Below are 24,418 nucleotides of genomic sequence, written 5' to 3'. Positions count from 1 at the left end.
CACACTAAGGAGAAACAATGACACGAATCATGATCACCCCCCCTCAATTGTTGAGAAAACCAATCTGTCGGATGGTGTGACGTTGGCCCGGACTGGCCGAATCCGCGAACTCGTCATCCGCAACGCGAAGCTTCTGTCCGCCGATCTGGCGGCGGGCGGGGTCGTCACATTGGGCATCGCGTCCGCCGACAAGCCGTACGCCGGCAACGGGGTCTGTTTCGCGGGCTCGGCCGTCTCGTCTTCCGTGACCGGGTTCGTGAGGTTCATTATTGACGCCAACGGGTCGATGCGCCTGTGCAACGACAGCGGCAAGACGATCCCGGCAAACGCGAGTTTCAACGCCAACACTGCTTATATTGCGCAGTGACATCACGGCCCCGCCCAAGGCGGGGCTTTCGTTTAGAGAGGGAAGATTCAACCGATGCCTTTGGAATTGTTTTCGAGCGAGGAGTTCTGGACGGCGGTCATCGTCGCATTGGTCGGCGGTGGCGGCGTCGGCGCGCTGATCGGCGCGGTGAGCAGCCGTCGCAAGGACACCGCCGACATCGCCGCGCAGGCGTGCGACATTTTGACGGACAAGGTGATCGCGCCCCTGCGCGAGCAGGTCGAAGCGCAGGAGGAGCAGATCACGCATCTGGAAAAGCAGCAGCGCAAGTACTTCGCGCTGGCCGCCTACACGCGCAACCTGTTCCACTGGCTCCAGCAGTTCTGCGAGATCGTGGAGCCGGACTTCCTCGTGCGCCATCCCAAGCCGCGCCTGCCGGACGAGCTGCGCGCGGAAATCGCGCCGGAAACCCTGCCCGACACGGGCGAACCCGGGCATGAAACGGCGTGACATCCCTCACCGCCCCTGCCACGCCCGGCACGCCTATAAACACGAAATCTGTTTATAGGCGTTTTTAAGACCTGCCTCCGGCCAACCCGGCCGGCGGCATCAAACCCCTCGAAACCGAGGGGTTTTCCTATTGAAGGAGGGCAAATGTGCCAAACATCAACACACTGATCGAACGCATGCGCTACTGGTGCGTGGACGCGAACATGGGATATTCGCAGTACGACAGGTGGGATTTCGATCCATCCGCCGGCAACTGCGACTGCTCCAGCCTCGTCATCCACTGCCTGCAAGAGGCGGGCTTCGACACCGGCGACGCGACCTACACCGGCAATCTGAGCGCGAACCTGACCGCCCGCGGCTGGGCGCGCGTCGCGGCTGACGGCGACCCGCAGGCGGGTGACATCCTGCTCAACGACGCCGATCACGTGGCCGTCTATCTCGGCGGCGGCATGCTGGCTCAGGCGAGCATCAGCGAAAACAATTCGATCGCCGGAAACGCCGGCGACCAAACCGGCTGGGAAACGAACGTCTCAGCCTATTACAACTACCCGTGGGACTGCTACCTCAGGTACGCGGGAGAAAGCGAGGAAAACGATATGACGATTGACGAACTCTATGGCGCGAAGGGCAACGACGGCAGGAACCTGTGGGATGAGGTGATCGAGAACCGCAACCAGATCAACGCCCTGCGCAATGATGTCGCGCACCTTGTGTGGGCGTACAAAAACGCCAACGTGAACGGTGAGCGCGACGCCTACGACCTGCTCACGAAGATGCCGCACGACGTGATGGACTACAAGAACTCCAAAATGAACGGCGACAAGGACGTGTACCAGCTCATCACCGACCTCGGCACGGCGGTGGCCGACCTGACGGCCAAGGTGGACGCGCTAAGCAAAGGAGCAGCCAATGAGTGAGTTGAAGCACGCCGAGGGCACGACCCCCGAAACCGACGAGCAGACTGATGCAAGGCTTGCCACGCTGGCGACCGTCGAAACCGCGACCGCCACGGATGCCGCCACGGATGGCACCGCGACCGCCATGACCACCGATGACACGACCGACGGGCAGATGCCGGACTGGCTCCTGCCCGACAAGGCATATCAGGTGCTCAAGTGGCTCACCCTCACCGTCCTGCCCGCGCTCGCGGTGCTGGTCGGAGCGCTTGGCCCCGTCTGGGGGTTGACGATGACCGACGCTGTTGTGACTACAATTAGTGCTGTCGCACTGTTCTTCGGCGCTGTGATCGGTGTTTCCGCGATCCGCGCTAAAACGGTTTGACCCAGCTGAACACCAAGGCCCCTCGTCCAAGCTTCGTTGACCCAGTGACTGGGTGAGCGTCTTGGGCGAGGGGTCTTTCGTCGTTTTCAAACAGGCGAGACGTGGGCCAGATCGCCCAGCTTGGCTTGGGACAGTCCGGCGCTGGCCCGCATGTGATGCAAAGTCAACATAGTTATGCCTCATTCCTCGGCGTTCTTCTTGTTCCTGCGTTGTCTGTCTCTTTCTCTTTTTTCCAAGCGCTGCGATTCCTTGAGTCTCCTTAACGATTCCTCCGCGTCCTCGATGCTGTGCCCCTCCGCTGACGGCAGCAATCCTCTCGGCATGTCCAACGCCGCCCCGATCAGTCCGGCTGTCTGCTGCTTTTCCTCCATGTCCACCGTGCGATAGATGTTGTCCACTTGGATTGACGTGTGGCCGATTATCTCCTCGACCGCTTTCTGGTCCCCTCCGCCCCGACGCATCAACGTGACGGCGGAGTATCTTGTCTCATGGCCGAAGCGAGTGCTGGGGTCAAGCCCCGCCCGCTCAAGCCACTGCTTGAACTCGGCGGCGTCCTGCTTCGGCGTGACGGGGGAACCGTCCGGGTTTCGGAACAACAGTCCGTAAGGGTTCGGCCAGTCCCTCGTCGCATCGAGATAACGGCGCAACACCTCGGCCAGTTCGGGCACGATGGGCACCATCCTCCCCTTCTTGGATTTCGTGGACTTCAAACACCACCGGTTCACGAGGTGGCGCATCTTGAAACCGTCCGGGACGGCCCATTCGCCTTGCGGGCAGTTGCCGCCGCGCTTCATTCCGCACGGGTACCGGCCTTTCACCGGCTGCCCGCACCCATGCTTCTTCGGGATTTCGGCCAGGCTCCATTCGAGGTCGAACCACGATCCGATGCCGCGGGACTCGTCTTCTCTCGACATAAGGTGCAGGCATTCCAGCGGAGCGCCAAGAATCTCGCCCTGGCGCATTCCGGTGAAGATACGCCACCATTTCCGTGCCGCCAGCCATATCGGATCATCCAACGTCACCAACAGCATCGACTTCAGCTCGGGCACGGAATAGGCCTTGCGCCCGGTTTCCACGAGGCTCATGCCATTCAGTTTCACGCTTTTCACGGGGTTCGACGTGATCGCCTTGTCTTCCACGGCCATGTCGAAGACCTGATTGAGTGCAGTCCAAAGAATGTGTTTATAGCTCAGGCTCTTGCCGCATTCGTTGATGATCGTGCGGATGGTGCTGGGCACGAACGATCTCATCTCCATGTCCATCCACGCATCGCAATATTTCAGGAGCTTCGTTCGGTACCCGTCCAGCGTCCCGCTTGAGACCCGATGGGATGCGTCCTCGAGGAACAATCTGGAATACGTTCGCAGGGTCGGTGACTTGGCCGGGCTGATGGCCTTGCCGGAATTGAGCAGGTCTCGCGCCTCGCGCAGTTTCCTCATGCATTCGCCGCTGGTGTTGCCGACGAACGTCTTGTAGCGGCGTTTGCCGTCAGCGTCAGGGGGAAGTTCCAGACGCACCTTCCAACGTTGCGTGCGCTTGGTGATCCGCTCGCCGTCCTTGTTCACGTAACTGTACGTGTGCCAGAACAGGTACGGTTTCTGTGCGCCCTTCGCCCTTCTCTTCGCCATGTTTCCCGGCCTCCTGTTTGTACCTCATTGTTTGTACCCCAAGGGGTATTTCATGATTTTCGGACTTTGTACCTCATTTGTACCTCATCCTACTACACCCTACCTAGTCATTACGTAGGGTCTACGTAGGCTGTAATCGTTGATATTTAGCCATTCTTCGGAATAACATCCGCTTCACCCCAGTATAAAGCGGAGAACTTCTAATCTCAAGGTCGGGAGTTCGAGTCTCCCCGGGGTCACTGGATATATAACCAATCCCTTGGAAACATTGGCTTCCAGGGGATTGGCCATTTCGTAATCGCTGTGGGCTGGAGAGAGCTCTTATCTCACCAAGTCGCGTGGAGTACTGTTGTCCCAATCAGTAGCCGTCATGTTTTCAATGATCGAGGCATGCCTCAAAACGTCGCTTATGCAAAATGTCATTTTCATTTAGGCTATTTCAGTCGGTTGCGGATGTCGGTGGATACAAAACCGTGCGCAACAATCTGGGAGGTAGCGTCTCAAGAGGATTTCCATATCGCTTGGGCAATCACATTCAAATACCTGTCACGCATACCGCTACAACGCGTTAGGCCGAATCCCAAGCACACATTTCGGCCTATAACCCCCACGGTTCCTATAGGCCCTAAAAGAAAAAACCCAGTGCATCACGGCTCAGTCAAAGACCGTCCGGAGAGGCCCATTGGGGGAATTCGCAAGCTACATTAGTTAGGTATTCCGACAGTAATATAATGTGGGTCGCAGATGCCTTGGCGCACTGATAGCCGCGTAACCCCTAGGAGACGACGAATGCCCCGAAGCAGCAACACAGCCATCCTCTCGACCTTAAGCGCGTCACCATCACCGACGATTTCTGGCGAACCGAGCAGGAACTCGTTCGCACCGAGGTGATTCCCTACCAGTGGCGCGCCCTCAACGATCAGGTGCCCGGTGCGGACGCGAGTTACTGCATGCACAACTTCAAGGCCGCCGCCGCGCAGAACGCCAGCAAGGCGACCCAAGGCAAGCGGTTCGTGCCGCCCACCTACACGTTCCGTGGCTTCAATGCGCTGCCCGAAGATCCCGCTCATCCTGACCCCGACAAGTTCTATGGGTTTGTCTTCCAAGATACAGACTTCTCCAAGTGGATCGAAGCCGTGGGCTATTCGCTCGCCCATCATCCCGACGCCGAACTGGAAGCCACCGCCGATGACGCCATCGACATCGTGTGCGCCGCGCAGCTTGACAATGGGTATCTCGACACCTATTACATCCTCAACGGCATGGATCGCCACTTCACCAACCTCAAGGATCATCACGAGTTGTATTGCCTCGGTCATTTGATCGAGGGAGCGGTGGCCTATTACCAAGGCACCGGCAAGAGCAAGTTGCTGAAGGCCGCCTGTCGCTTCGCCGATTACGTGGCTTGCCGTTTCGGCACTGAGGAAGGCAAGCTTGATGGCTATCCGGGGCATGAAATCGCCGAGATGGCGCTGGTGAAGCTGGCCGAAGTCACCGGGGAGAAGAAGTATTTCGATCTGGCCGTCTACTTCGTGCGTCAGCGCGGCCAGGAACCGTTGTATTTCGAACGCGAGGATCGCGCTCGTGTCGCAGCCGAGGGATGGGGATACCAGCCAAACGCCAACGATCCCAAGCCGTATGCTTACTATCAGGCGCACGAACCGGTCATCAACCAGCATGAGGCTGTGGGTCATGCCGTGCGTGCCGTTTACTTCTATGCCGGCGTCGCGGACGTTGCCCGCCTTACCGACGATCCCGACCTGCTGAGTGCCGTGCGCAAGCTGTGGCGCAACATCGTTGACAAAAAGCTTTATATCACCGGCGGCATTGGTGCCACACGCCACGGCGAGGCATTTTCCTACGACTATGACCTGCCCAACGATCTGGCCTATAGCGAGACCTGCGCCGCCATTGCACTCGCGTTCTTCGCTCGCCGCATGCTTGAAATCGAGCCCAAATCCGAATACGGCGACGTGATGGAGACGGCGCTGTACAACACCGTGCTTTCCGGTATGGCGCTCGACGGCAAGAGCTTCTTTTACGTTAATCCCCTTGAAGTACGCCCCGAAACCGCGCATCACCGCGACGAGAATTTCTCCCATGTCAAGACCGTGCGTCAGAAGTGGTTCGGTTGCGCCTGCTGCCCGCCGAATATCGCCCGCCTCGTCGAATCCGTGCAGGAATATGCCTACACCCTTGCTGACGACGGCAACACGTTGTTCACCCATCTCTATATGAGTGGCAGCGTCGGTTGTGAGCTGGCAGGCGTGCCGGTGACGCTGTCCATGGAGGCTGGTCTTCCGTGGTCTGGTGCTGGCCGTGCTGCGCTCCATTTCTCCTCTGAATCTTGCGACAAACCTGAACAGGGAAGGATCGCGGGCGATGCCGCCACGGCGACTCTTGCCTTCCGTCTTCCCGCTTGGGCCGGTGGCGAGGAGGCAGCGGCGGCAGTGAAAGTGGATGGTGAGGCCGCAAACCGCATAACCCGCGAGATTCACGAAGGCTATCTTTACCTGACCGGCGAATGGCGTGACGGCGACGCCGTCGTCTTCGACTTCCCCATGCCTGTTCACATGGTCGCCACCAACCCACGCGTGTGCGAAAACGTCGGCAAGGTGGCGTTCGTGCGAGGCCCGATCACTTTCGCCGCCGAAGGTCACGACAATGGCGATTTGTTGCAGAATCTGGTCGTGGACACCACCGCCGTCGGTGCGGATTGTTCCGGAGTCAAGGCTGTGCCCTTTGATTTTGTTGCCGGTGCCAAGGGCGTTGATGAACGCGGCACAGGTGAAGTCGAAGCCGTTACCCGTCCCATGGTCAAGCTTGAGGTGCCTGCACTGCGCGTGGCCGTTGAGCGTGAAACAGCGGACGATGCCCCTGCTGATGCCCCGCGCACCCCGCTGTACTCTGCGTACAAGCCGGCCGCTGTCACCTCCGTCACCGCCACGCTCATCCCGTACTTCGCTTGGGCGAATCGTGGCGAATCGGAAATGCGTGTCTGGCTGAATGCGAGATAAAGAGATCTTTGCGCCGCGTCCTTCGTCACTTCGAGCCGGCTGTGCCGCGTCTTTGTCATTTCGAGCGGAGCGAACGCAGTGAGGGTAGTCGAGAAATCTTGTTGGTGGCGTGTTTATCTGCTGGTAAAAAGATTTCTCCGCTCGGCTTCGCCTCGGTCGAAATGACAATCCTGGTTACTGTCGTTTCGAGCGAGCATGTTCCATATATTTCAGTCGGTTGCGGATGGCGGTGGTGATGGCCTCTGGGGTGAGGCTGTAACGGCGGTTCAGATCGTGCAGGGGGACGCGATCGGTGAACTCCTTGGCGGCGCCGAAAGCGAGGGTTTGCGGGGTGCGGCCTTGGGTGTCGAGGTGGTTGGCGTAATAGGTGGCGATTTTCTCGCCCCAGCCGCCTTCGAGCTGGCCGTCCTCCAGTGTGACGATCAGTTGATGGTCGGTGCGCAACGCTTCCAACGTGCTGATGTCCAGCGAGCTGAACTGGCGCGGGTTGATGACGGTTGCGTCGAACGGCAGGCTTTGCGCCACCTGCTCGGCCAGCGGATAGGTGTTGCCAAGGCCGAGAATTGCGGCTTTGGAACCGATGCGGGTGATGTCATATTGCGTCCAGTTCACGGAAGGCTTGGGAAGCGGAAGATGCTCAGCGGACAGCGCGGTTCCGGTTTCGCGTTCCGCCGCGAGAATCGGGTCGCCGGGCATGCGAATCACCACAGGGCCAGGGCGCGTCGAATCGCGTCGCGCTGGATCGGTGGACCACGCGAGCATGCCCAGAAGCTCGCGCCCACTGGTTGGGGCGAGGCAGGTGATGCCGGGAATGTTGCCGAACATGGCGATGTCATAAGCGCCTGAATGCGTGTTGTCCGAGCCTGACAGTCCACCGAGGAACGACAACAGCGTCACCGGTTGCGCATTCAAGGCCATTTCCTGGAACAGCTGGTCGTAGGCGCGTTGGAAGAACGAGGCCGTGGTGGCCACGACGGGCGTGCCACCGGCGCGCGCGATGCCCGCCGCGTAAGCCACGGCGTGCGATTCGGTGATGCCGGTGTCCACATAATGTGCGCCCGCGCGGTCGCGGAACTCGCGTGTGATGCCGTTCGACCCGGGCGTGGCGGGGGAGATGACGACCAGCCCCGGCTCGTCTGTGAAGCGTTGTTCCAACGCGGCCATGGCGAGTTTGCCGTAGTATTTGCGCGGGTCGTCGGGGTTGTTCAGCGCCGAATCGGGTGTTTGCCAATGCGATGCCTCGCAGCGCCCGGCGTGCGGATGGCTGTCCGACAGGTCGCATGGGTCGGCGGTCGTGCCGGTTTTCGCCGCGTCGCAATTCGGCAGACCAAGCCCTTTGGTGGTATGGATATGCACCACCACTGGATGATTGATGTCCTTGACATCTTCGAACGCCGCCGTCAGTGCGTTCACATCGTTGCCATGTTCGACATAGCGGTAATCCAAACCGAACGCATTGAAGATATTGGGCTGCGCTGTGCCACCCGATTCGCGCAAACGTGCGAGCGGCCCGTACATGCCGCCAAAATCGCCGGCAATCGACATTTCGTTGTCGTTGAACACGACGATGAGATTGCCGCCCTGTTCGGCCACGTTGTTCAACCCCTCGAACGCCACGCCGGAACTCAAGGAACCATCACCGATCACCGCCACCACATTGCCCGCAGCCTCCGCGGCATCGCGCGCCTTCGCCAAACCGCACGCCAGCGAGACCGACGTGCCGGTGTGGCCGAGTACGAACTGATCATGCTCACTTTCGTCGGGATTGGTGAAGCCGGTCGTCTCATCGGCTTGGGTCTCGTCAAGATACGAGGTCACGCGGCCGGTGAGCATCTTATGCACATAACTTTGGTGCGACACATCGAACACGATGCGGTCACGCGGGGAATCGAACACGCGATGCAACGCGACGGTGGCCTCCACCAATCCCAGATTGGAGCCGATGTGCCCTCCGTGGCGATGGCCGTAATCAAGCAACGTGGCGCGAATCTCTGCGCACAGTTCGGGCAGTTGCTCGGCGGGCAGTGCCTTCACGTCGTCCGGATCCGTGATGGTGGATAGCAGCCCGTCGCCCATGCCCTCTCCTTAGCGTTCGCATATATCCGTTTCCAAGGGGGCTATCCTACAAGGCCGCGGCCATCCGATACCCACCATCCGCCGAATACTCCCAACATCTCCCAATACGCCGTGCTCCCAGCCAAGCTGAAGTCTGTATGAAATTTCGTGCGCTGAGCAGCCGCCAATGTACGAATTTTCATATAAATCGGCCGGTTTTGGAAATTTCGTGCGCTAAGCAGCCGTCAGTGTACGTTCTTCTCAAAACGACCGTTTTCTTGTGAAATTTCGTACGCTTAAGTGGTTTTCCCAAGTGGGGCGAATGCAATGAGGCTATGCTGCGACACCTGTGAATCGGCGGATGACGTGCGGCAAGGGTAGAGTGAATCCGTATTCTCAATAAGGAAGGCAGATGATAATGAGCGAACGCAAGCCCGAAGTCGCCGTGGTAATGGGTTCCGCCAGCGATTGGGAAACGATGCAACATGCCTGCGAGATGCTGGACCAATTTGATGTGCCCTATCACAAGCAGGTCATCTCGGCTCACCGCACCCCCGAACTGATGGGCGAGTTTGCTCACGAGGCTCGCGGCAACGGTTTCAAGATCATCATCGCCGGTGCCGGGGGAGCAGCTCACCTGCCCGGCATGATCGCCGCGCAGACCACACTGCCCGTCATTGGCGTGCCGGTGCGCTCGCACGCCCTGTCGGGCTGGGATTCGCTGCTGTCCATCGTGCAGATGCCCGGCGGCATTCCGGTGGCCACCACCGCTGTGGGCAACTCCGGTGCCACGAACGCCGGGTTGCTGGCCGTCTCCATCCTGTCGGTCAGCGACGAGCGTCTCGCTAAGGCGTTGCAGGAATATCGCGAATCATTGAAGGAAAAGGTGGCTCAGTCCAATGCCCAGCTTGTCTGAGGAAACCAACGGCGCGCAGTCGATGCTGATGCCCGGCGGCACCATCGGCATCATCGGCGGCGGCCAGCTCGGCCGCATGATGGCGCTGTCCGCGCGATACATGGGCTTCAAAATCGGCGTGCTCGATCCTACGGAAAACTGCCCGACCGCGCAGGTTGCCGACTTCCAGATCACCGCCGAATACGCGGACAAATCCGCTATCCGCGAACTGGCCGAGCGCTGCGACGTGCTCACCTATGAGTTCGAGAACGTGGACGCCGACGCCATCGATGAAGTGCGTGGCCTTGTCGCCGTGCCCCAAGGCACCGACCTGTTGCGCGTCACCCAGCATCGTGTGCGCGAGAAGCAATTCATCAACGAACATGGCACTGACACCGCGCCATGGAAAGCCGTCAACAGCGTCGATGAGCTTGAAGCCGCGCTGAATGAGATCCATTACCCGGCTGTGCTCAAAACCGTTTCCGGCGGCTACGACGGCCACGGGCAGACGGTGTTGCGCGACGAAGGCGACTTGCAGCAGGTGCGCGAACGCGGGGGAATGCCACCCTCCATCCTCGAAGGATTCGTCGATTTCGCGTTTGAGGCTTCGATTCTGGTGTCCGGCAATGGCAAGGATTACGTCACCTTCCCAATCGTGCGCAATGAGCATCGCAATAACATTCTGCACATGACCATCGCCCCGGCTAAGGTCAGCGAGCAGGTTGCCAAGCAGGCGCACGAGCTGGCCGTCCGGCTGGCGCAGGGGTTCGAGCTGGCAGGCACCCTCGCCATCGAACTATTCGTCACCAAAGACGACCGCGTCATCGTCAACGAACTCGCCCCGCGCCCGCACAACTCGGGCCATTACACCATCGAAGCGTGTTCAATCGACCAGTTCGACGCGCATATCCGCGGCATCGCCGGCTGGCCGTGCCCCAAGCCAAAACTGCTTGAGCCGGCCGTCATGGTCAATGTGCTGGGCCAGCATGTCGCGCCCGTGCAGGCGCTGATCGGCGAACACCCCGAATGGAACGTGCACGATTACGGCAAGGCCGAAGCGCGTCACGACCGCAAAATGGGGCACGTCACCGTGCTCACCGACAATCCCGCGCGAACGGTCGAGCAGTTGGAAGCCACCGGCTGCTGGGACGACCTGCGCATGGATCAAACGGACGCGAAGGCGTGAGGAGCGCCTATATGAGCGAACATATCGAACGTCAGACCAAACAGAAAAACGCGATTCGCGCCCAGCTCGCCGCCTGCGACGACTTCATCTCGGCGCAGGAACTGCACCGACAGCTGAAGGACTTGGGCTCAAGAATCGGCTTGGCCACCGTCTACCGCCAGCTCAATGCCTTGGCCGAGGCCGGCGCGGTCGACACCATCCGCCTCGACGGTCAACAACTGTTCCGCCTGTGCGGCGACGACGTGCACCATCATCACATGGTGTGCACTGAGTGTGGACGTACTGTGGAGATCGAATCGCCCGGTGAAAGCTGGTTGCGCGGTCTGGCAAGCAAATACGGCTTCGCCATTGCCAGCCACACTATCGAAGTGTTCGGCCTGTGCCCCGATTGCCGAAAACCAAAAACCCATGAGCGGCAGTAATGTTAAGTAAGATGGTCTGACGTTCCTGCGCATGCACTACAGTGATGGGAATGGGGTGACGGGAACTACACGCAACTACACGCAACTACACGTGGACTTAAGGATTTTCCAAGGCAACATACCGACAATAGACGACCATGACTACTGAAGACAGGCAGATGAATACACAAATTGAAGAAACGAAGGCCGCCAAAGCGCGCAAACCTTTCCCAGGATGGCTGTATGGGGTGCTGTTCGTCCTCTTTGACGCGATTGGCGTGGCCGCGCTCGAATGGGGTGTCACGCTTTCGTCGCGCGTGGAACTTTCCAGCCCCGCAGTCGGCTGGGGCTTCGTCTCGAAAATGTGGACGGATTTGAACTTTGTGGCGGTGTTGAATCTGCTGCTGTGCGGCATTGTGTATCTGGTTGTGCTGATGATCTCCAATCGCTTCTGGGTCGCCACGCCGATTTATCTGGCGTTGACCTTAATCGCCGCCGTCGTCGAGCGATTCAAGGTTTCGATTCGCTATGAGGCCGTGCTCCCCGCCGACCTGACGTTCCTGAAAACCGACGCGGGCAACTTGATGAGCTTCATGCCCGCGGGCGCGCAATGGATCATTCTTTGGGTCTTTGTGATATTCATGCTGTTTGTTGCGCTGTGCGTGTTCCTCAATCGCATTGATGGGCGTCATGGTCTCATGCTGCGCGGTACAGATCAGCAGAGCCACTTGTTGAGCGCCGTCACGCGCCTGCTGCTGGTGTTGGTGCCGGGATTGTTCCTTGCGCTGTATGCGGCTCAGGCGGGCACCGTGGATTCCTGGGCCAACAAATTCTCCAGCGCGATGGGCGACACGCCTTCAATGTGGGATTCCGTCTATGATGCGCAACGCAACGGCCCGCTCGTCTCCTTCATACGTCAACTCAATCCGAAAGTGATGGAAAAGCCGGACAACTATTCCGAAGAGACGATGAAAGAGATTGCCGAGCGCTACGAACAAGCCGCGGAGTCCATCAATACGGAGCGTGACGCGAATCTGAACGATTCGACGGTGATTTATGTGCTGTCCGAATCCTTCTCCGATCCCAGCCGTGTGCCGGGGCTGAAGACCAACAAGGATTCGATGCCGAACATCCGCTCCATCAAAGAGAACACCACTTCGGGGCTGATGCTGTCGTCCGGATATGGCGGCGGCACCGCAAATCTCGAATACATGGGTCTGACGGGGCTCTCGATGGCGAACTTCGATTCTTCGCTGACCAGCCCCTACCAGCAGCTCGTTCCCGGCCAGCATTGGGCGCCCACCATCAACCGCATGTGGGGTGATGCCGAGAACTCCATCGGCTTGCACCCATACGAATCGTCGATGTATTCGCGTGCCACCAACTACAAGAAGTTCGGCTTCTCGCACTTCTATACACTGACGGGCTCCGACGTGATCTCGCATCAGGACAAGCTCGGCACCAGCCCCTACGTTTCCGACGAGGCGGCCTACAAGAGCACGCTGGAACAGGTTCGTTACACCAACGACAACCAGTTCATACAGCTCATCACCATGCAAAACCACATGCCCTACCACAACTGGTATGAGGGCAATGACTTCACCGTCGAATCCACTACAAACCAATCGCTGAGCAACAGTGAGCGGGAATCGATCGAAACGTATCAGAAGGGTGTCTCATATACGGATCAAGCCACCGCCGACTTCCTCGAGCAGCTCGATGAAGTCGACAAGCCCATCACCGTCGTATTCTATGGCGACCATCTGCCCGGTATCTACACCTCGGCCAGCCAGGATCTGAACAACTCGCTCGCCCTGCACCTGACCGATTACTTCATCTGGTCGAACAAGGCGTCGTCCTGCCAAGGCAAGAAGATCGATTCCGCCGACTATTCCTCCCCCAACTTCTTCGTCGCCCAGACGGCCGAACACATGAACGCCAAGGTGTCCCCCTATCTGGCTTTCCTCACCCTCATGCATCAGAAGATCGCCGCCATGGAGCCGCCCGTCGTCAACAAGATCCAAGGCTGGGATCGCATCCCCGAAGGCCAGTCCGTCTACCTCGATTCCTCCGGCAACCCCCTCTCCGCCAGCGACTTCGACTCCGAAACCAAGCAGCTTCTCGCCGATTACAAACTCATTCAATACGACATTACGACGGGCAAGAATTATCTCAAATCCACCTCCTTCATGAACCTCCCAACCAAATGATGGAGTGTCAGCGGCGTTGCTCCTCGGTCGACGTACCTTTGTACGCCTTCCCTCGGTGCGCCTTGCTGACACACGCATCATTTGGTTGGGTCCGGGGTGTTGGTGTGGTGACGTACTTTTGTACGCCTTCGTCTTCTGCGGTGCGGGTGCCGCACGCGTTGTTGGGTTGGGCCGTGTGGGGGCGGTGATGTGACGTACTGTTGTATGCCTTCCCTCGGTGCGCCTTGCTGACACACGCATCATTTGGTTGGGTCCGGGCGCATGTCGGCAACAAGCCAGCCCTGAGTGGGGGTACACTGAAACCCACCGAGCCATTGATTTCGCAACGGTGCGGGAGCTGCTGTCGGGATTCGTTGACACGATGAAATGTTGACCATCAGGGAAGGAAGAACCATGGCAAAGAAGATTATTTTGGATTGCGATCCAGGGCATGACGACGCTGTTGCAATTCTGCTGGCTGTCGGCAATCCGAACATCGATTTGGTCGGCGTGACCACCGTCGGCGGCAATCAGAGCCTCGACAAGGTTACGTACAATGCGCGTGCCGTGCTGGAAAAGGCCCATGCAACCGACATTCCGGTGCACGCCGGATGCGATCGTCCGATCGTTCGCGAGCAGGAAGTCGCCGCATCCATCCACGGTGAAAGCGGGCTCGACGGCGTGGAGTTGCCGGAGCCGACCCGTCCGCTGGATGAGGGCCATGCCGTCAACTGGATCATCGAAACCATCATGAACAACGAGCCGGGAACCATCACCCTTGTGCCGACCGGGCCGCTGACCAACATCGCCATGGCCGTGCGTCTTGAACCGCGCATCGTCGAACGCGTCAAGGAAGTCGTGCTCATGGGCGGCGGATACCACGTCGGCAACTGGAGCGCGGTGGCGGAATTCAACATCAAGGTTGATCCCGAAGCGGCGCACATCGTATTCAATGAACAGTGGCCGGTCACCATGGTCGGGCTCGACCTGACCCATCAGGCACTGTGCACTCCCGCCGTGCAACAACGCATCGAAAGCGTCGGCACCGATCTGGGCATGTTCGTTTCCGGACTGATGGACTTTTTCCGCAAAACCTACCAGGACAACCAGGACTTCATCGATCCGCCGGTTCATGATCCTTGCACTGTGGCATATCTCATCGATCCGGAAGTCGTGCAGACCCGCCGTTGCCCCGTCGACGTTGAAATCAAGGGCGATTTGACTCTTGGCATGACCGTGGCTGACCTGCGCGGTCCGGAACCAAGCGCGCAGGATTGTCATACGCAGGTGGCCACCAAGCTTGATTTCGACAAGTTCTGGGATTTGGTCACCGAAGCCATCAAGACCATTGGATGAAGCAGAGAATTCTGAAGAATAACTTAAGGGAAAATAAGTTAAGGAACGATAGAGATGTCTGAAACTCAAAACGATAAGATGCTCGATACGGGCGGTAAGTCCATAGTCGCGTTGATGGCGGCGCTGGCGGCGGCCATTTTCGCTTTCCAGCTGAATGCTTCGATGCTTTCGCCGGCGTTGACGACGATGCGCATCGAACTGAACACCACCGATTCGCAGATCGGCCTCACCCAGACCGTGTTCTTCACGGCCTGCGCGGTGTTCTCCCTGTTCCTGCCTCGCTTGGGTGATTTGATCGGCCGCAAGAAGGTGTTGCTGGGCATTCTCTCGCTGACTGCCGTGGGATGCGTGGTCTCCGCGCTTGCGGTCAACGTGCCGATGCTGATGATTGGCCGCGTTATTCAGGGTGTTGCCGGCCCGATCGTGCCGATGACTCTGATCATGCTGCATGCCAAGGTTACCGAAGACAAGAAATACGCCAAGCTGATGGCAATCCTGACTTCCGTCAACGGCGGTATCGGCGGAGTCGACGCCATTCTTGGCGGTTGGCTTGCCGGTACTTTCGGCTTCCGCTCCGTCTTCTGGGTTATGGTCGGCGTGGCTGTGGTGGCCATCGTACTCGTGTTCGTTTACGCTGAGGAATCCACTGCGTCCGAAACCCCGAAGATGGATTGGGCTGGAGTGGTTTCCCTCGCCGCCGCATTCCTTGCCGCGTATCTGGCCATCACCGAGATTCAGAAACTCGCTTCCGCCAATTGGGCTCTCGTTGCGGTCGAACTGGTTGTTGCCGCCGTGCTGTTCGCCGTCTTCTGGAATATCGAGAAGCGCCAGAAGGCCCCGATGGTCACCACCCATTACCTCAAGCAACGTCGCACTTGGGGTCTGTTGCTGACCACCCTGCTTACCATGACCGGCGTGTTTGCCATTATGAACGGCATTGTGCCGGCTCTTGCGCAGGATGCCGAGGTTGGTGCCGGCATGAGCGCTTCCGTGGTTTCCTTTGCCACTCTGACCCCGTATGCTCTGGTTGGTTTGGTGTTCGGCCCGATTGCGGGTGTGCTTGCTTCCCAGTTCGGATACCGCGCGGTTCTGCGCACTGGTTTGGTTGTTTCCGCGGTCGGCGTGGTCTTTGGCATCTATGTGTGCCATGTTCCGAGCATCTGGGCTCTTGTGGTCGTCTCTCTGGTTCTTGGCGTTGCTTACGCCGGCACCGCCAATATCATGCTCAACGGTCTGGGCATCGTGCTTTCTCCGGAAGACAATCCGGGCTATCTGCCCGGCCTGAACGCCGGCGCTTTCAATCTGGGTGCCGGTCTGAGCTATGCGGTGCTGTACGCCATGCAGAACGCGTTCGGTGCTTCCGGTGGCGCAACCAACGGCTACGTTGGCGCGATGATCGGTGGCGTGGTGTTGCTGGCCCTTGCGTTCTGCGCATCCCTGCTCATTCCGAAGCCGGGGGAGCAACAGTAAAGCTTCGCTTCGGTTATGCGAATACAATGGACCCGCGGTTGATGAACTGCGGGTCCATTTGTATATTTACGTCGACTTCAGGAGCAACGCCGCTAACACATCCTTTGGTTGAAAGGTGTAGCAATGTGTGTGGTAACAAGGCGCACCGAACGAAGGCGTACGAGGGTACGTCGAGTGAGGAGCAACGCGGCTAACACACCATTGCTACGCCTTCAACGCTTTTGAGGCGATGTCGTGACGATAAAACATTCCGGTGGTATCGAGCTTGTCGAGGATTTCGTAAACCTTGTTCTGCGCATCCTTGATGCTCGGCGCGCTGGTTTCGACGAGAAGCACGCGGCCGGAGCTTGCCACGAGCCCGTTTTCGCCGCTGGCCACGCCGGCATAGTACACGTGCGAATCCTCGTCGACCGGAATCTCGGGGATTCGCGCACCCTTGACGACATTAACGGGGTATCCTTCGGCCGCGAGCACTACGCCGAGGGTGGCGTTGTCGTTGTCCCAAGTGAATTCCGGGGTTTCGCCGTTGAGGGTTGCGTTGATGCCGGCACCCAGATCGGAGGTGAGCTTGGGCAGCACCACTTCGGTTTCCGGGTCTCCGAACCGGGCGTTGAACTCGATGACCTTCGGGCCGTCTGCGGTGGCGATCAGACCCGCGTACAGAATGCCGGTGAATGGCGTGCCCTCGGCGGCCATGGCCTCAACGGTGGGGCGCACAATGGTTTCGATGGCACGCTCAATCACGTCCCGGCCGATTTGCGGCACCGGGCTGTATGCGCCCATGCCGCCGGTGTTCGGCCCCTCGTCGTTGTCGTAGGCGCGCTTGTGGTCCTGCGAGATGGGCATGGGCCAGAAGCGCGTGCCATCCACGAAGCTCATCAACGAAAATTCTTGGCCTTCGAGGAATTCCTCGATGACGACCTTTGCGCCGGCCGTTCCGAAACGGTGGTCGATGAAGATGTCGTCAAGCGCGGCGTTCGCCGTCTCGATATCCATGGCGACGGTGACGCCCTTGCCGGCCGCCAAGCCGTCGGCTTTGATGACAATCGGTGCGCCGTGTTCTGCCACATACGCCTTCGCCGGTTCAAGCTGATCGAACGTGCGATATTCGGCGGTGGGGATGCAATGACGGGCCATGAGCCGCTTGGCGAAGTCCTTGGAACCTTCGATCTGGGCGGCGGCCTTATTCGGGCCGAACGCCTTGATGCCTGCCGCGGCGAAATCGTCCACGAGACCTTCGATCAGCGGCACCTCGGGGCCGACGAACACCCAGTCGTAGTCATTGCGCTTCACGAACTCGATGAGCGCCGCATGATTCGACTGGTTGATTGCACTCACGCGGATGCCGTCGAGCGCCATGCCCGGATTGCCCGGGGCGACGGTCACCTCATCGACGCTCGCGCTCCGTTGCAAGGCATGCGCAATGGCGTGCTCGCGCGCCCCCGAACCGATAACCAGAACCTTCTGACCCATATCGTCTCCTTATGCGTTACGCGAGTTCCACGTCGTTGCCGTTGTTCTTCACGATGGTGCCGATCCTGTAGGCGGTTTCGCCGTTGCCGGCTAGCAGCTGCATCGTTTCGTCCGCACGCGCCGCATCGACGGCCAACACCATGCCGATACCCATATTGAAGATGTTGAACATCTCCATATGGTCGATTGCGCCGGCCTGCTCGATTACGTCGAAAATCGGCGTAACAGGCCAGGAACCCAGCTCGATGTGGGCCGCCAGACCATCGGGAATCATGCGCGGGATATTCTCGATGAAGCCGCCGCCGGTGATGTGCGCCACACCCTTGACCACGCCGGCCTTGAACAGGGGAGCGAGCGCTTTCACGTAGATCTTGGTGGGGGTGAGCAGCACGTCGCCCAGCGTGGCGTCGCCGAGCGCCTCAAGCCGCGTATCCACGGTGTAGCCGGCGTCGACGAACAGCGCCTTGCGCACCAGCGAAAAACCATTGGAATGCACGCCGGTGGACGGCAAGCCAATCAGCACGTCGCCCTGTGTGATGCCCGAGCCATCCACGATGGCGGACTTTTCGGCCGCACCCACCGCGAACCCGGCCAGATCGTATTCGTCCTCGTCATACATGCCCGGCATTTCGGCGGTTTCCCCGCCAATCAGACCGGCCCCGGCTTGCACGCACCCATCGGCCACGCCGGAAACCACCTGTTCCAGCAATGCCGGATCGTTCTTGCCGCACGCGATGTAATCCAGGAAAAACAACGGCTGGGCCCCCTGAGCCGCAATGTCATTGACGCACATGGCCACGCAATCGATGCCGATGGTATTGTGTTTGCCCGCCATCTTCGCCACCATCAGCTTGGTGCCCACGCCGTCGGTGCCGGAAATCAGCACCGGCTCGCGGTAGCCGAGCGAAGCGAGATCGAACAGCCCCCCGAAGCCGCCGATGCCGCCAAGCACTCCCGGGCGGCTCGTGCGCGCCACATGGGACTTGATGCGCTTGACGACTTCGTAACCGGCTTCGACGTTCACGCCGGCGTTCTCGTATGCTTTGGGCATGGTGGCCTTCCTGTTGGTGGGATTGGTTCGGTTGGCTTTCTTAAGCTATTGGTCTTGCGGCTGCTCACTTTGCGGCGGCCCCGCATGGTATTCGTTGCCTTCATATTTGCTTTTGTACAGCGCGAATTCAGGCAGTCTCACGCGGTCTTCGGGGGTGAGCGACTTCAGGAAAGCACTTTCGTAATCGTCGAGCGCGGTGGGGTAGTCACCATTAAAATATGCGACGCACAGGCCGCCATACGGGGCTTTCGCACCCAAGCCGATGGACTCGATCAGACCGTCCAGCGAGAGGAATGCAAGCGAATCAGCGCCGATGAAGTCACGGATTTCATCGACGGACTTCTTCGCGGCAATGAGTTCTTTGGTGGTCGAAATGTCGATGCCGTAGAAGCATGGGTATTTCAGTGGTGGCGAGCTGATGCGCATATGTACCTCGGCCGCGCCCGCCTCTTTGAGCAGTTGCACGATGCGTTTGGACGTGGTGCCGCGCACGATGGAATCGTCGATGACGACCACGCGCTTGCCTTTGACCACGCCGCGCACGGCGGACAGCTTCATGCGCACGCCCTGTTCACGCAATTCCTGCGTGGGCTGGATGAACGTGCGCGCCACATATTGGTTCTTGATCAAACCCATTTCGTTCGGCAAGCCGGAGGCCTCGGCGTAACCGGAGGCGGCCGACAGAGAGGAGTTCGGCACGCCAATTACCATATCGGCGTCGACCGGCGATTCGACGGCTAGGCGCGCACCCATGCGCTTGCGGGCGGAATGCACGTTGACGCCGTAGATATCGGAATCGGGGCGGGCGAAATAGATGAACTCCATCGAGCAGATGGCCAGCTGCGTCTGGTTGGTGTATTGCGTGATCTTGTAGCCGTGGTCGTCCACCACCACGATTTCGCCGGGGCGAATGTTGCGCACCAGCTCGGCACCCACGATGTCCAACGCGCAGGTTTCGGAGGCGAGCACGTAGGCGCCGTTCTTCATCTTGCCCAGCGACAGCGGGCGAAAACCGTTCGGATCGAGGGCACCGATCATCGCGTCGGTGGTCATGATGAGATAGGCGAAGCCGCCGTGCACGGTGTTGAGCGCTTCCTTGAGCTTGTCCATAAAGGTGCGCTGGGACGAGCGGCGAAGCAGGTGCATGAGCACTTCGGTGTCGGAATTCGAGTGGAAGATCGCGCCCCCATCTTCCAATTGACGCCGCAGGGATGGGCAGTTGGTGAGATTGCCGTTGTGGCACAGCGCCATGTCTCCGTCATGGAAACGGAATATGAATGGTTGAATGTTGTCGCTGCCGCCGGAGCCGGCCGTGGCGTAACGCACATGGCCGATGGCGCGGTCGCCGGCAAGCCGCTGGATTTCGCGCTCGTCGTTGAACACTTGGGTGAGCAGGCCCTTGCCGCGATGCCCGGTGAGCTGGCCGTTGTCGTTCGCGACGATGCCCGCGCCCTCTTGGCCGCGATGTTGCAGGGCATGAAGGCCGAAGTAGGTAAGTCGGGCTGCGTCGGGGTGCCCCCAGACGCCGAAGATGCCGCATTCCTCGTGAATGTCTTCAAGCTCAGCGGACAAACCAGAACTCCTTTACGCGCAACTGGTTTCTACGTCTCAACCCTACCAATCAGGGGCAACAATACCGGGCCGGGCGATTATCCCCTCAGGCCAGTGCCGTGCGGATCGGTTTTTGTCATTTCGAGCGGAGCGAACGCAGTGAGCGCAGTCGAGAAATCTTGTTGGTGGCGTTCTTATCCCGCCGACAAGATTTCTCCACTCGCTGACGTTCGGTCGAAATGACAAAGGACTCGTCAGGCGGCGAAGTAGCTGACGCCGGCGGCGAACAGGGGCTGGTCGTGCTCGCCGGGGACGTTGACGAAGGTGCCGTTGCTGTAGCGCTCGGAGTGACCCATCTTGCCGAATATGCGGCCATCGGGGCTGGTGATGCCTTCGATGGCGAGCAGTGAGCCGTTCGGATTCACGTCCAGATCCATGCCGGGCGCACCGTGTTCGTCCACGTACTGCGTGGCGATTTGACCGTTCGCTTTAAGCTGGGCCAGCACGTCGTCGGAGGCGACGAAACGACCCTCGCCGTGGGAGATGGCGATGGTGTGCTCGTCACCGACCTGCGTTTGCGCGAGCCACGGAGACAGGTTCGAAGCCACGCGGGTGCGCACAAGTCTGCTTTGGTGGCGTCCGATGGTGTTGAACGTCAGCGTCGGGCATTCGTCGTTCATTGGCACGATGTCACCGTAGGGCACCAAGCCGAGCTTGATAAGCGCCTGGAAACCGTTGCAAATGCCGAGCATCAGGCCGTCGCGGTTCTGCAATAGGTCGCGCACGGCCTCGGTGACGGCCGGGGCGCGGAAGAACGCGGTGATGAACTTGGCTGAGCCGTCCGGCTCGTCACCACCCGAGAAACCACCCGGAATCATGACGATCTGGCTGTTCTTGATTTCCTTGGCCAGCGCCTCGGTGGATTCGGCCACGGCGGCGGGCGTGAGGTTATTCACGATGAGTGTGCTCACATCCGCGCCCGCGCGCTCGAAAGCGGCGGCGGAATCGTATTCGCAGTTATTGCCCGGGAACACGGGGATGACGACATGCGGCTTGGCCACGCCGGTGCCGGTGTAGACGGTTTTCTTCGGAGCGTCGAATGAGATGATTTCGACGTTTCTGTCTGTGCTGTCAGCTGTGGAACGATAGGGGAATACGGATTCAATGCCGCCTTCCCATGCCTCCTGCAGCTCGGCCAAGTCCAGCGTCTCGCCCGCGGCTACGAACTGATAATCCGAAGTCGTCTCGCCGACCTCGTTGACCTCAACCAGATTGGACACGGCAGGAACCTTGGCATTGTCCGCAAGCTCGATGATGAACGAGCCATACGCCGTAGCGAACAGATCGTCGGCTGTAATGTTGTCGGCCAGCGTGATCCCCAACTGATTGCCCACGCACATCTTGAACAGGGCTTCGGCACTGGCGCCGTAACCCGGTGTGGACACTGCCAATGCGTCACCGAAATCGGTGAGTTCTTCAACCGTGCGGAACGCCTCAAGCAGGCCGCGCTTATCCGGTGTCAAACCATCCGCCTCATAACGCGGCGCGATGCGAATCACACGATGTCCGGCACCCTTGAACTCGGGGGACGTGGCGCGTCTCATATCGCCCACTGCCACGGCAAAGGAAATCAAGGTAGGCGGCACGTCGAGCTGTTCGAACGTGCCGGACATGGAATCCTTGCCGCCGATGGCCCCTGCGCCCAAATCAACTTGAGCCATCAGCGCACCCAGCACGGCGGCCATCGGTTTGCCCCAACGTTCCGGCTCGTCGCGCAGCTTCTCGAAGTACTCCTGGAAACTTAAGTACGCCTTCTCATGCTCGAAGCCGGCTGCCACCAGTTTGGCGAGCGACTCGACCACCGACAGATACGCGCCGGTGAACTGGTTCTTCTCCATGATGTACGGGTTGAATCCCCAAGCCATCGCCGAAGCGGTGGTGGTCTCGCCGAACACCGGCAGCTTGGCGACCATGGCTTCGACCGGGGTGAGCTGCGTGCGCCCGCCGAACGGCATCAGCACCGTACCCGCACCGATGGTGGAGTCGAAACGTTCCGAAAGCCCCTTGTTCGAGGCCACATTCAGGTCGGTGAGCATGGCATGCATGCGTTCGCCCAGCGTGCCTTTGGGCCACGGGATGACATAGGTCTGTTGCGCGACGACATGCGCCCGCTGGTGTTTCGGCGCACCGTTGGAGGCCAGGAACTCGCGAGACAGATCAACGATGGCCTCGCCGTTCCACACCATCGTCATGCGCGGCTCCTCGGTGACGGTGGCGATGACGTTCGCTTCGAGATTTTCCTCCCGTGCGTAGCCGAGGAACTCGTCCACGTCTTCGGCGGCCACGTCCACGGCCATGCGCTCCTGGGATTCGGAAATCGCCAGCTCGGTGCCGTCAAGTCCTTCGTATTTCTTGGACACCTGATTGAGGTCGACGTGCAGTCCGTCGGCCAGCTCGCCCACGGCCACGGACACGCCGCCCGCGCCGAAGTCGTTGCAGCGCTTGATCAGCCGACAGGCATCACCGCGGCGGAACAGACGTTGCAATTTGCGCTCGACGGGGGCGTTGCCTTTCTGCACCTCGGCCCCATCGAGTTCGAGCGATTCGACGTTGTGTGCCTTGGAAGCGCCCGTTGCGCCGCCGATGCCGTCGCGTCCGGTGCGCCCACCGAGCAGGACGATCTTGTCTGTCGGCGCCGGCGTTTCGCGACGCACGTGATCTGCGGGGGTGGCGGCCACCACCGCGCCCACCTCCATGCGCTTGGCCACATAGCCCGGGTGGTAGATTTCGTTCACCTGACCGGTCGCCAAGCCAATCTGGTTGCCATATGAGGAATAACCGGCCGCGGCCGTGGTGACGATCTTGCGCTGGGGGAGCTTGCCCTTAAGTGTGTCGGCAACCGGCACAGTCGGGTCGCCCGCGCCGGTGACGCGCATCGCCTGATACACATAGGAGCGGCCGGACAGCGGATCGCGGATGCAGCCGCCGATGCAGGTGGCTGCGCCGCCGAACGGCTCGATTTCGGTGGGATGGTTGTGCGTCTCGTTCTTGAACAGGAACAGCCAGTCCTGCATCTCGCCGTCCACATCCACCTTCACCTTGACGGTGCAGGCGTTGATTTCCTCGCTTTCGTCAAGGCCTGTCAACACGCCGTTCTTCTTGAGCCATTTCGCGCCGATGGTGCCCATATCCATCAGGCACACCGGCTTGCCGTCGCGGCCCAGCTCGTGGCGCATCTGTAGGTACTTGTCGAAAGCCGCCTTTACCGCCGCGTCGTCAATCTGCACATCGTCAAGTTCGGTGCCGAATGTGGTGTGACGGCAGTGGTCGGACCAGTAGGTGTCGATTACTTTGATTTCGGTGATGGTCGGGTCGCGCTGCTCTTCCGTGAAATAGTCGCGGCAGAATTGCAGATCCGCCAGGTCCATCGCCAGTCCGCGCGTCTCGATGAAGCGCTTAAGCGCCGTGTCGTCCATCGAGCGGAAACCCTCGATGACCTCCACCTTGCCGGGCTGTGGCACTCGGGTTTTCAGCGTTTCCCTGGGGCTCAGCGAGGCCTCGCGCGCCTCCACCGGGTTGATGACGTAATGCTTGATGGCCTCAACGTCGGCCTCGCTCAACGCCCCCTCAAGCGCGTAGAACTTTGCGGAACGCACGGTGGGCCGCTCGCCTTGGGAGATGAGCTGGATGCACTCGCTGGCAGAATCGGCGCGCTGATCGAACTGGCCGGGCAGGAACTCCACCGCGAACACAGGCGCCTCACCGAAATCAGGCAGATCGGTGTATACATTGTCGACCGGCGGCTCGCTGAACACGGTCCCGGTGGCCTGCTCGAACAGTTCGGCGCCGATGCCCTCCACATCATAGCGGTTGACGATGCGCACGCCCGTCAGAGACTTGATGCCCAGAATCGTCTTCAGCTCGTTGGCGAGCTGGCGCGCCTCGATATCAAAACCGGCTTTTTTCTCCACATACACGCGATAGACCACGTCTGGCTCCTTCGTGTCACTGAGTTTCTGCTGACGTAAGG

General features: G+C 59.7%; 17 protein-coding genes. 11 read left to right on the top strand and 6 right to left on the bottom strand.

The window, feature by feature from the left end:
• From G1C94_RS02090 to G1C94_RS07945, 4 genes are all read left to right on the top strand, one after another.
• On the top strand, positions 1–367 hold a 367-nt coding region (locus tag G1C94_RS02090; protein WP_216656764.1), incomplete at its 5' end, for a hypothetical protein.
• Positions 368–421: 54 nt separating this feature from the next.
• Positions 422–835, top strand: coding sequence for a PRTRC system protein E (locus G1C94_RS02085; RefSeq protein WP_172144163.1), 414 nt, complete (start codon positions 422–424; stop codon positions 833–835).
• 146 nt (positions 836–981) lie between these two features.
• Positions 982–1,752, top strand: coding sequence for an endolysin-like domain-containing protein (locus tag G1C94_RS02080; protein ID WP_172144161.1), 771 nt, complete (start codon positions 982–984; stop codon positions 1,750–1,752).
• A complete protein-coding gene (locus G1C94_RS07945) occupies positions 1,745–2,116 on the top strand; it encodes a phage holin (protein ID WP_253902271.1) in 372 nt (123 codons plus the stop codon). The genes G1C94_RS02080 and G1C94_RS07945 overlap by 8 nt, the downstream gene beginning before the upstream one ends.
• A gap of 179 nt (positions 2,117–2,295) precedes the next feature.
• Here G1C94_RS07945 and G1C94_RS02070 read toward each other — a convergent pair whose 3' ends face one another.
• On the bottom strand, positions 2,296–3,744 hold the full coding sequence (locus G1C94_RS02070) for a tyrosine-type recombinase/integrase (RefSeq protein WP_172144159.1): 1,449 nt from the start codon (positions 3,742–3,744) through the stop codon (positions 2,296–2,298).
• Positions 3,745–4,583: 839 nt separating this feature from the next.
• On the opposite strand from G1C94_RS02070, the gene G1C94_RS02065 reads away from it, so the two are divergent.
• Positions 4,584–6,761, top strand: coding sequence for a glycoside hydrolase family 127 protein (locus G1C94_RS02065; protein ID WP_172144223.1), 2,178 nt, complete (start codon positions 4,584–4,586; stop codon positions 6,759–6,761).
• Positions 6,762–6,935: 174 nt separating this feature from the next.
• Here G1C94_RS02065 and G1C94_RS02060 read toward each other — a convergent pair whose 3' ends face one another.
• Positions 6,936–8,837, bottom strand: a complete 1,902-nt coding sequence (locus G1C94_RS02060; RefSeq protein ID WP_172144157.1) for a 1-deoxy-D-xylulose-5-phosphate synthase — start codon at positions 8,835–8,837, stop codon at positions 6,936–6,938.
• Between the two features lie 397 nt (positions 8,838–9,234).
• Here G1C94_RS02060 and purE point away from each other — a divergent pair, with 397 nt between their 5' ends.
• The 6 genes from purE to uriT all read left to right on the top strand — a co-directional run bounded on the left by purE (position 9,235) and on the right by uriT (position 16,313).
• Entirely contained in the window at positions 9,235–9,732 is a 498-nt protein-coding gene (gene purE / locus G1C94_RS02055) for a 5-(carboxyamino)imidazole ribonucleotide mutase (RefSeq protein ID WP_172144155.1), read from the top strand.
• Entirely contained in the window at positions 9,716–10,897 is a 1,182-nt protein-coding gene (gene purK / locus G1C94_RS02050) for a 5-(carboxyamino)imidazole ribonucleotide synthase (protein ID WP_172144153.1), read from the top strand. The genes purE and purK overlap by 17 nt, the downstream gene beginning before the upstream one ends.
• Before the next feature lie 11 nt (positions 10,898–10,908).
• Positions 10,909–11,319 carry a Fur family transcriptional regulator gene (locus tag G1C94_RS02045; RefSeq protein ID WP_172144151.1) on the top strand — a complete coding sequence of 137 codons (411 nt, stop codon included), beginning with the start codon at positions 10,909–10,911 and terminating at the stop codon, positions 11,317–11,319.
• A 158-nt stretch (positions 11,320–11,477) separates the two neighbouring features.
• Complete coding sequence (locus G1C94_RS02040; RefSeq protein ID WP_253902270.1) at positions 11,478–13,508, top strand: LTA synthase family protein; 2,031 nt, start codon at positions 11,478–11,480, stop codon at positions 13,506–13,508.
• Positions 13,509–13,901: 393 nt separating this feature from the next.
• Complete coding sequence (uriH, locus tag G1C94_RS02035) at positions 13,902–14,843, top strand: uridine-preferring nucleoside hydrolase UriH (protein ID WP_172144147.1); 942 nt, start codon at positions 13,902–13,904, stop codon at positions 14,841–14,843.
• A gap of 54 nt (positions 14,844–14,897) precedes the next feature.
• Complete coding sequence (uriT, locus tag G1C94_RS02030; RefSeq protein ID WP_172144145.1) at positions 14,898–16,313, top strand: uridine transporter UriT; 1,416 nt, start codon at positions 14,898–14,900, stop codon at positions 16,311–16,313.
• Between the two features lie 204 nt (positions 16,314–16,517).
• Here the strand turns inward: uriT and purD are convergent, their stop codons facing one another.
• From purD to G1C94_RS02010, 4 genes are all read right to left on the bottom strand, one after another.
• Positions 16,518–17,786 (bottom strand): phosphoribosylamine--glycine ligase, encoded by a 1,269-nt coding sequence (purD, locus tag G1C94_RS02025; protein ID WP_172144143.1) that lies wholly within the window; start codon positions 17,784–17,786, stop codon positions 16,518–16,520.
• A 16-nt stretch (positions 17,787–17,802) separates the two neighbouring features.
• Positions 17,803–18,837, bottom strand: coding sequence for a phosphoribosylformylglycinamidine cyclo-ligase (gene purM, locus G1C94_RS02020; RefSeq protein ID WP_172144141.1), 1,035 nt, complete (start codon positions 18,835–18,837; stop codon positions 17,803–17,805).
• 45 nt (positions 18,838–18,882) lie between these two features.
• Complete coding sequence (gene purF / locus G1C94_RS02015; protein ID WP_172144139.1) at positions 18,883–20,409, bottom strand: amidophosphoribosyltransferase; 1,527 nt, start codon at positions 20,407–20,409, stop codon at positions 18,883–18,885.
• A 233-nt stretch (positions 20,410–20,642) separates the two neighbouring features.
• Positions 20,643–24,377: a phosphoribosylformylglycinamidine synthase gene (locus G1C94_RS02010; protein WP_172144137.1), complete on the bottom strand. Its 3,735-nt coding sequence runs from the start codon at positions 24,375–24,377 to the stop codon at positions 20,643–20,645.
• Positions 24,378–24,418: the final 41 nt, after the last annotated feature.

Source organism: Bifidobacterium panos, from assembly GCF_012932445.1.
GTDB lineage: Bacteria > Actinomycetota > Actinomycetes > Actinomycetales > Bifidobacteriaceae > Bifidobacterium > Bifidobacterium panos.
This window is presented reverse-complemented; position numbering and strand designations above follow the sequence as displayed.

Bases quoted from the DNA above. Each gene is read 5' to 3' on its own strand.
- G1C94_RS02085 (WP_172144163.1), top strand. From the start codon at position 422: ATGCCTTTGGAATTGTTTTCGAGCGAGGAGTTCTGGACGGCGGTCATC.
- G1C94_RS07945 (WP_253902271.1), top strand. From the start codon at position 1,745: ATGAGTGAGTTGAAGCACGCCGAGGGCACGACCCCCGAAACCGACGAG.
- G1C94_RS02070 (WP_172144159.1), bottom strand. From the start codon at position 3,744: ATGGCGAAGAGAAGGGCGAAGGGCGCACAGAAACCGTACCTGTTCTGG.
- G1C94_RS02060 (WP_172144157.1), bottom strand. From the start codon at position 8,837: ATGGGCGACGGGCTGCTATCCACCATCACGGATCCGGACGACGTGAAG.
- purE (WP_172144155.1), top strand. From the start codon at position 9,235: ATGAGCGAACGCAAGCCCGAAGTCGCCGTGGTAATGGGTTCCGCCAGC.
- purK (WP_172144153.1), top strand. From the start codon at position 9,716: ATGCCCAGCTTGTCTGAGGAAACCAACGGCGCGCAGTCGATGCTGATG.
- G1C94_RS02045 (WP_172144151.1), top strand. From the start codon at position 10,909: ATGAGCGAACATATCGAACGTCAGACCAAACAGAAAAACGCGATTCGC.
- G1C94_RS02040 (WP_253902270.1), top strand. From the start codon at position 11,478: ATGAATACACAAATTGAAGAAACGAAGGCCGCCAAAGCGCGCAAACCT.
- uriH (WP_172144147.1), top strand. From the start codon at position 13,902: ATGGCAAAGAAGATTATTTTGGATTGCGATCCAGGGCATGACGACGCT.
- uriT (WP_172144145.1), top strand. From the start codon at position 14,898: ATGTCTGAAACTCAAAACGATAAGATGCTCGATACGGGCGGTAAGTCC.
- purD (WP_172144143.1), bottom strand. From the start codon at position 17,786: ATGGGTCAGAAGGTTCTGGTTATCGGTTCGGGGGCGCGCGAGCACGCC.
- purM (WP_172144141.1), bottom strand. From the start codon at position 18,837: ATGCCCAAAGCATACGAGAACGCCGGCGTGAACGTCGAAGCCGGTTAC.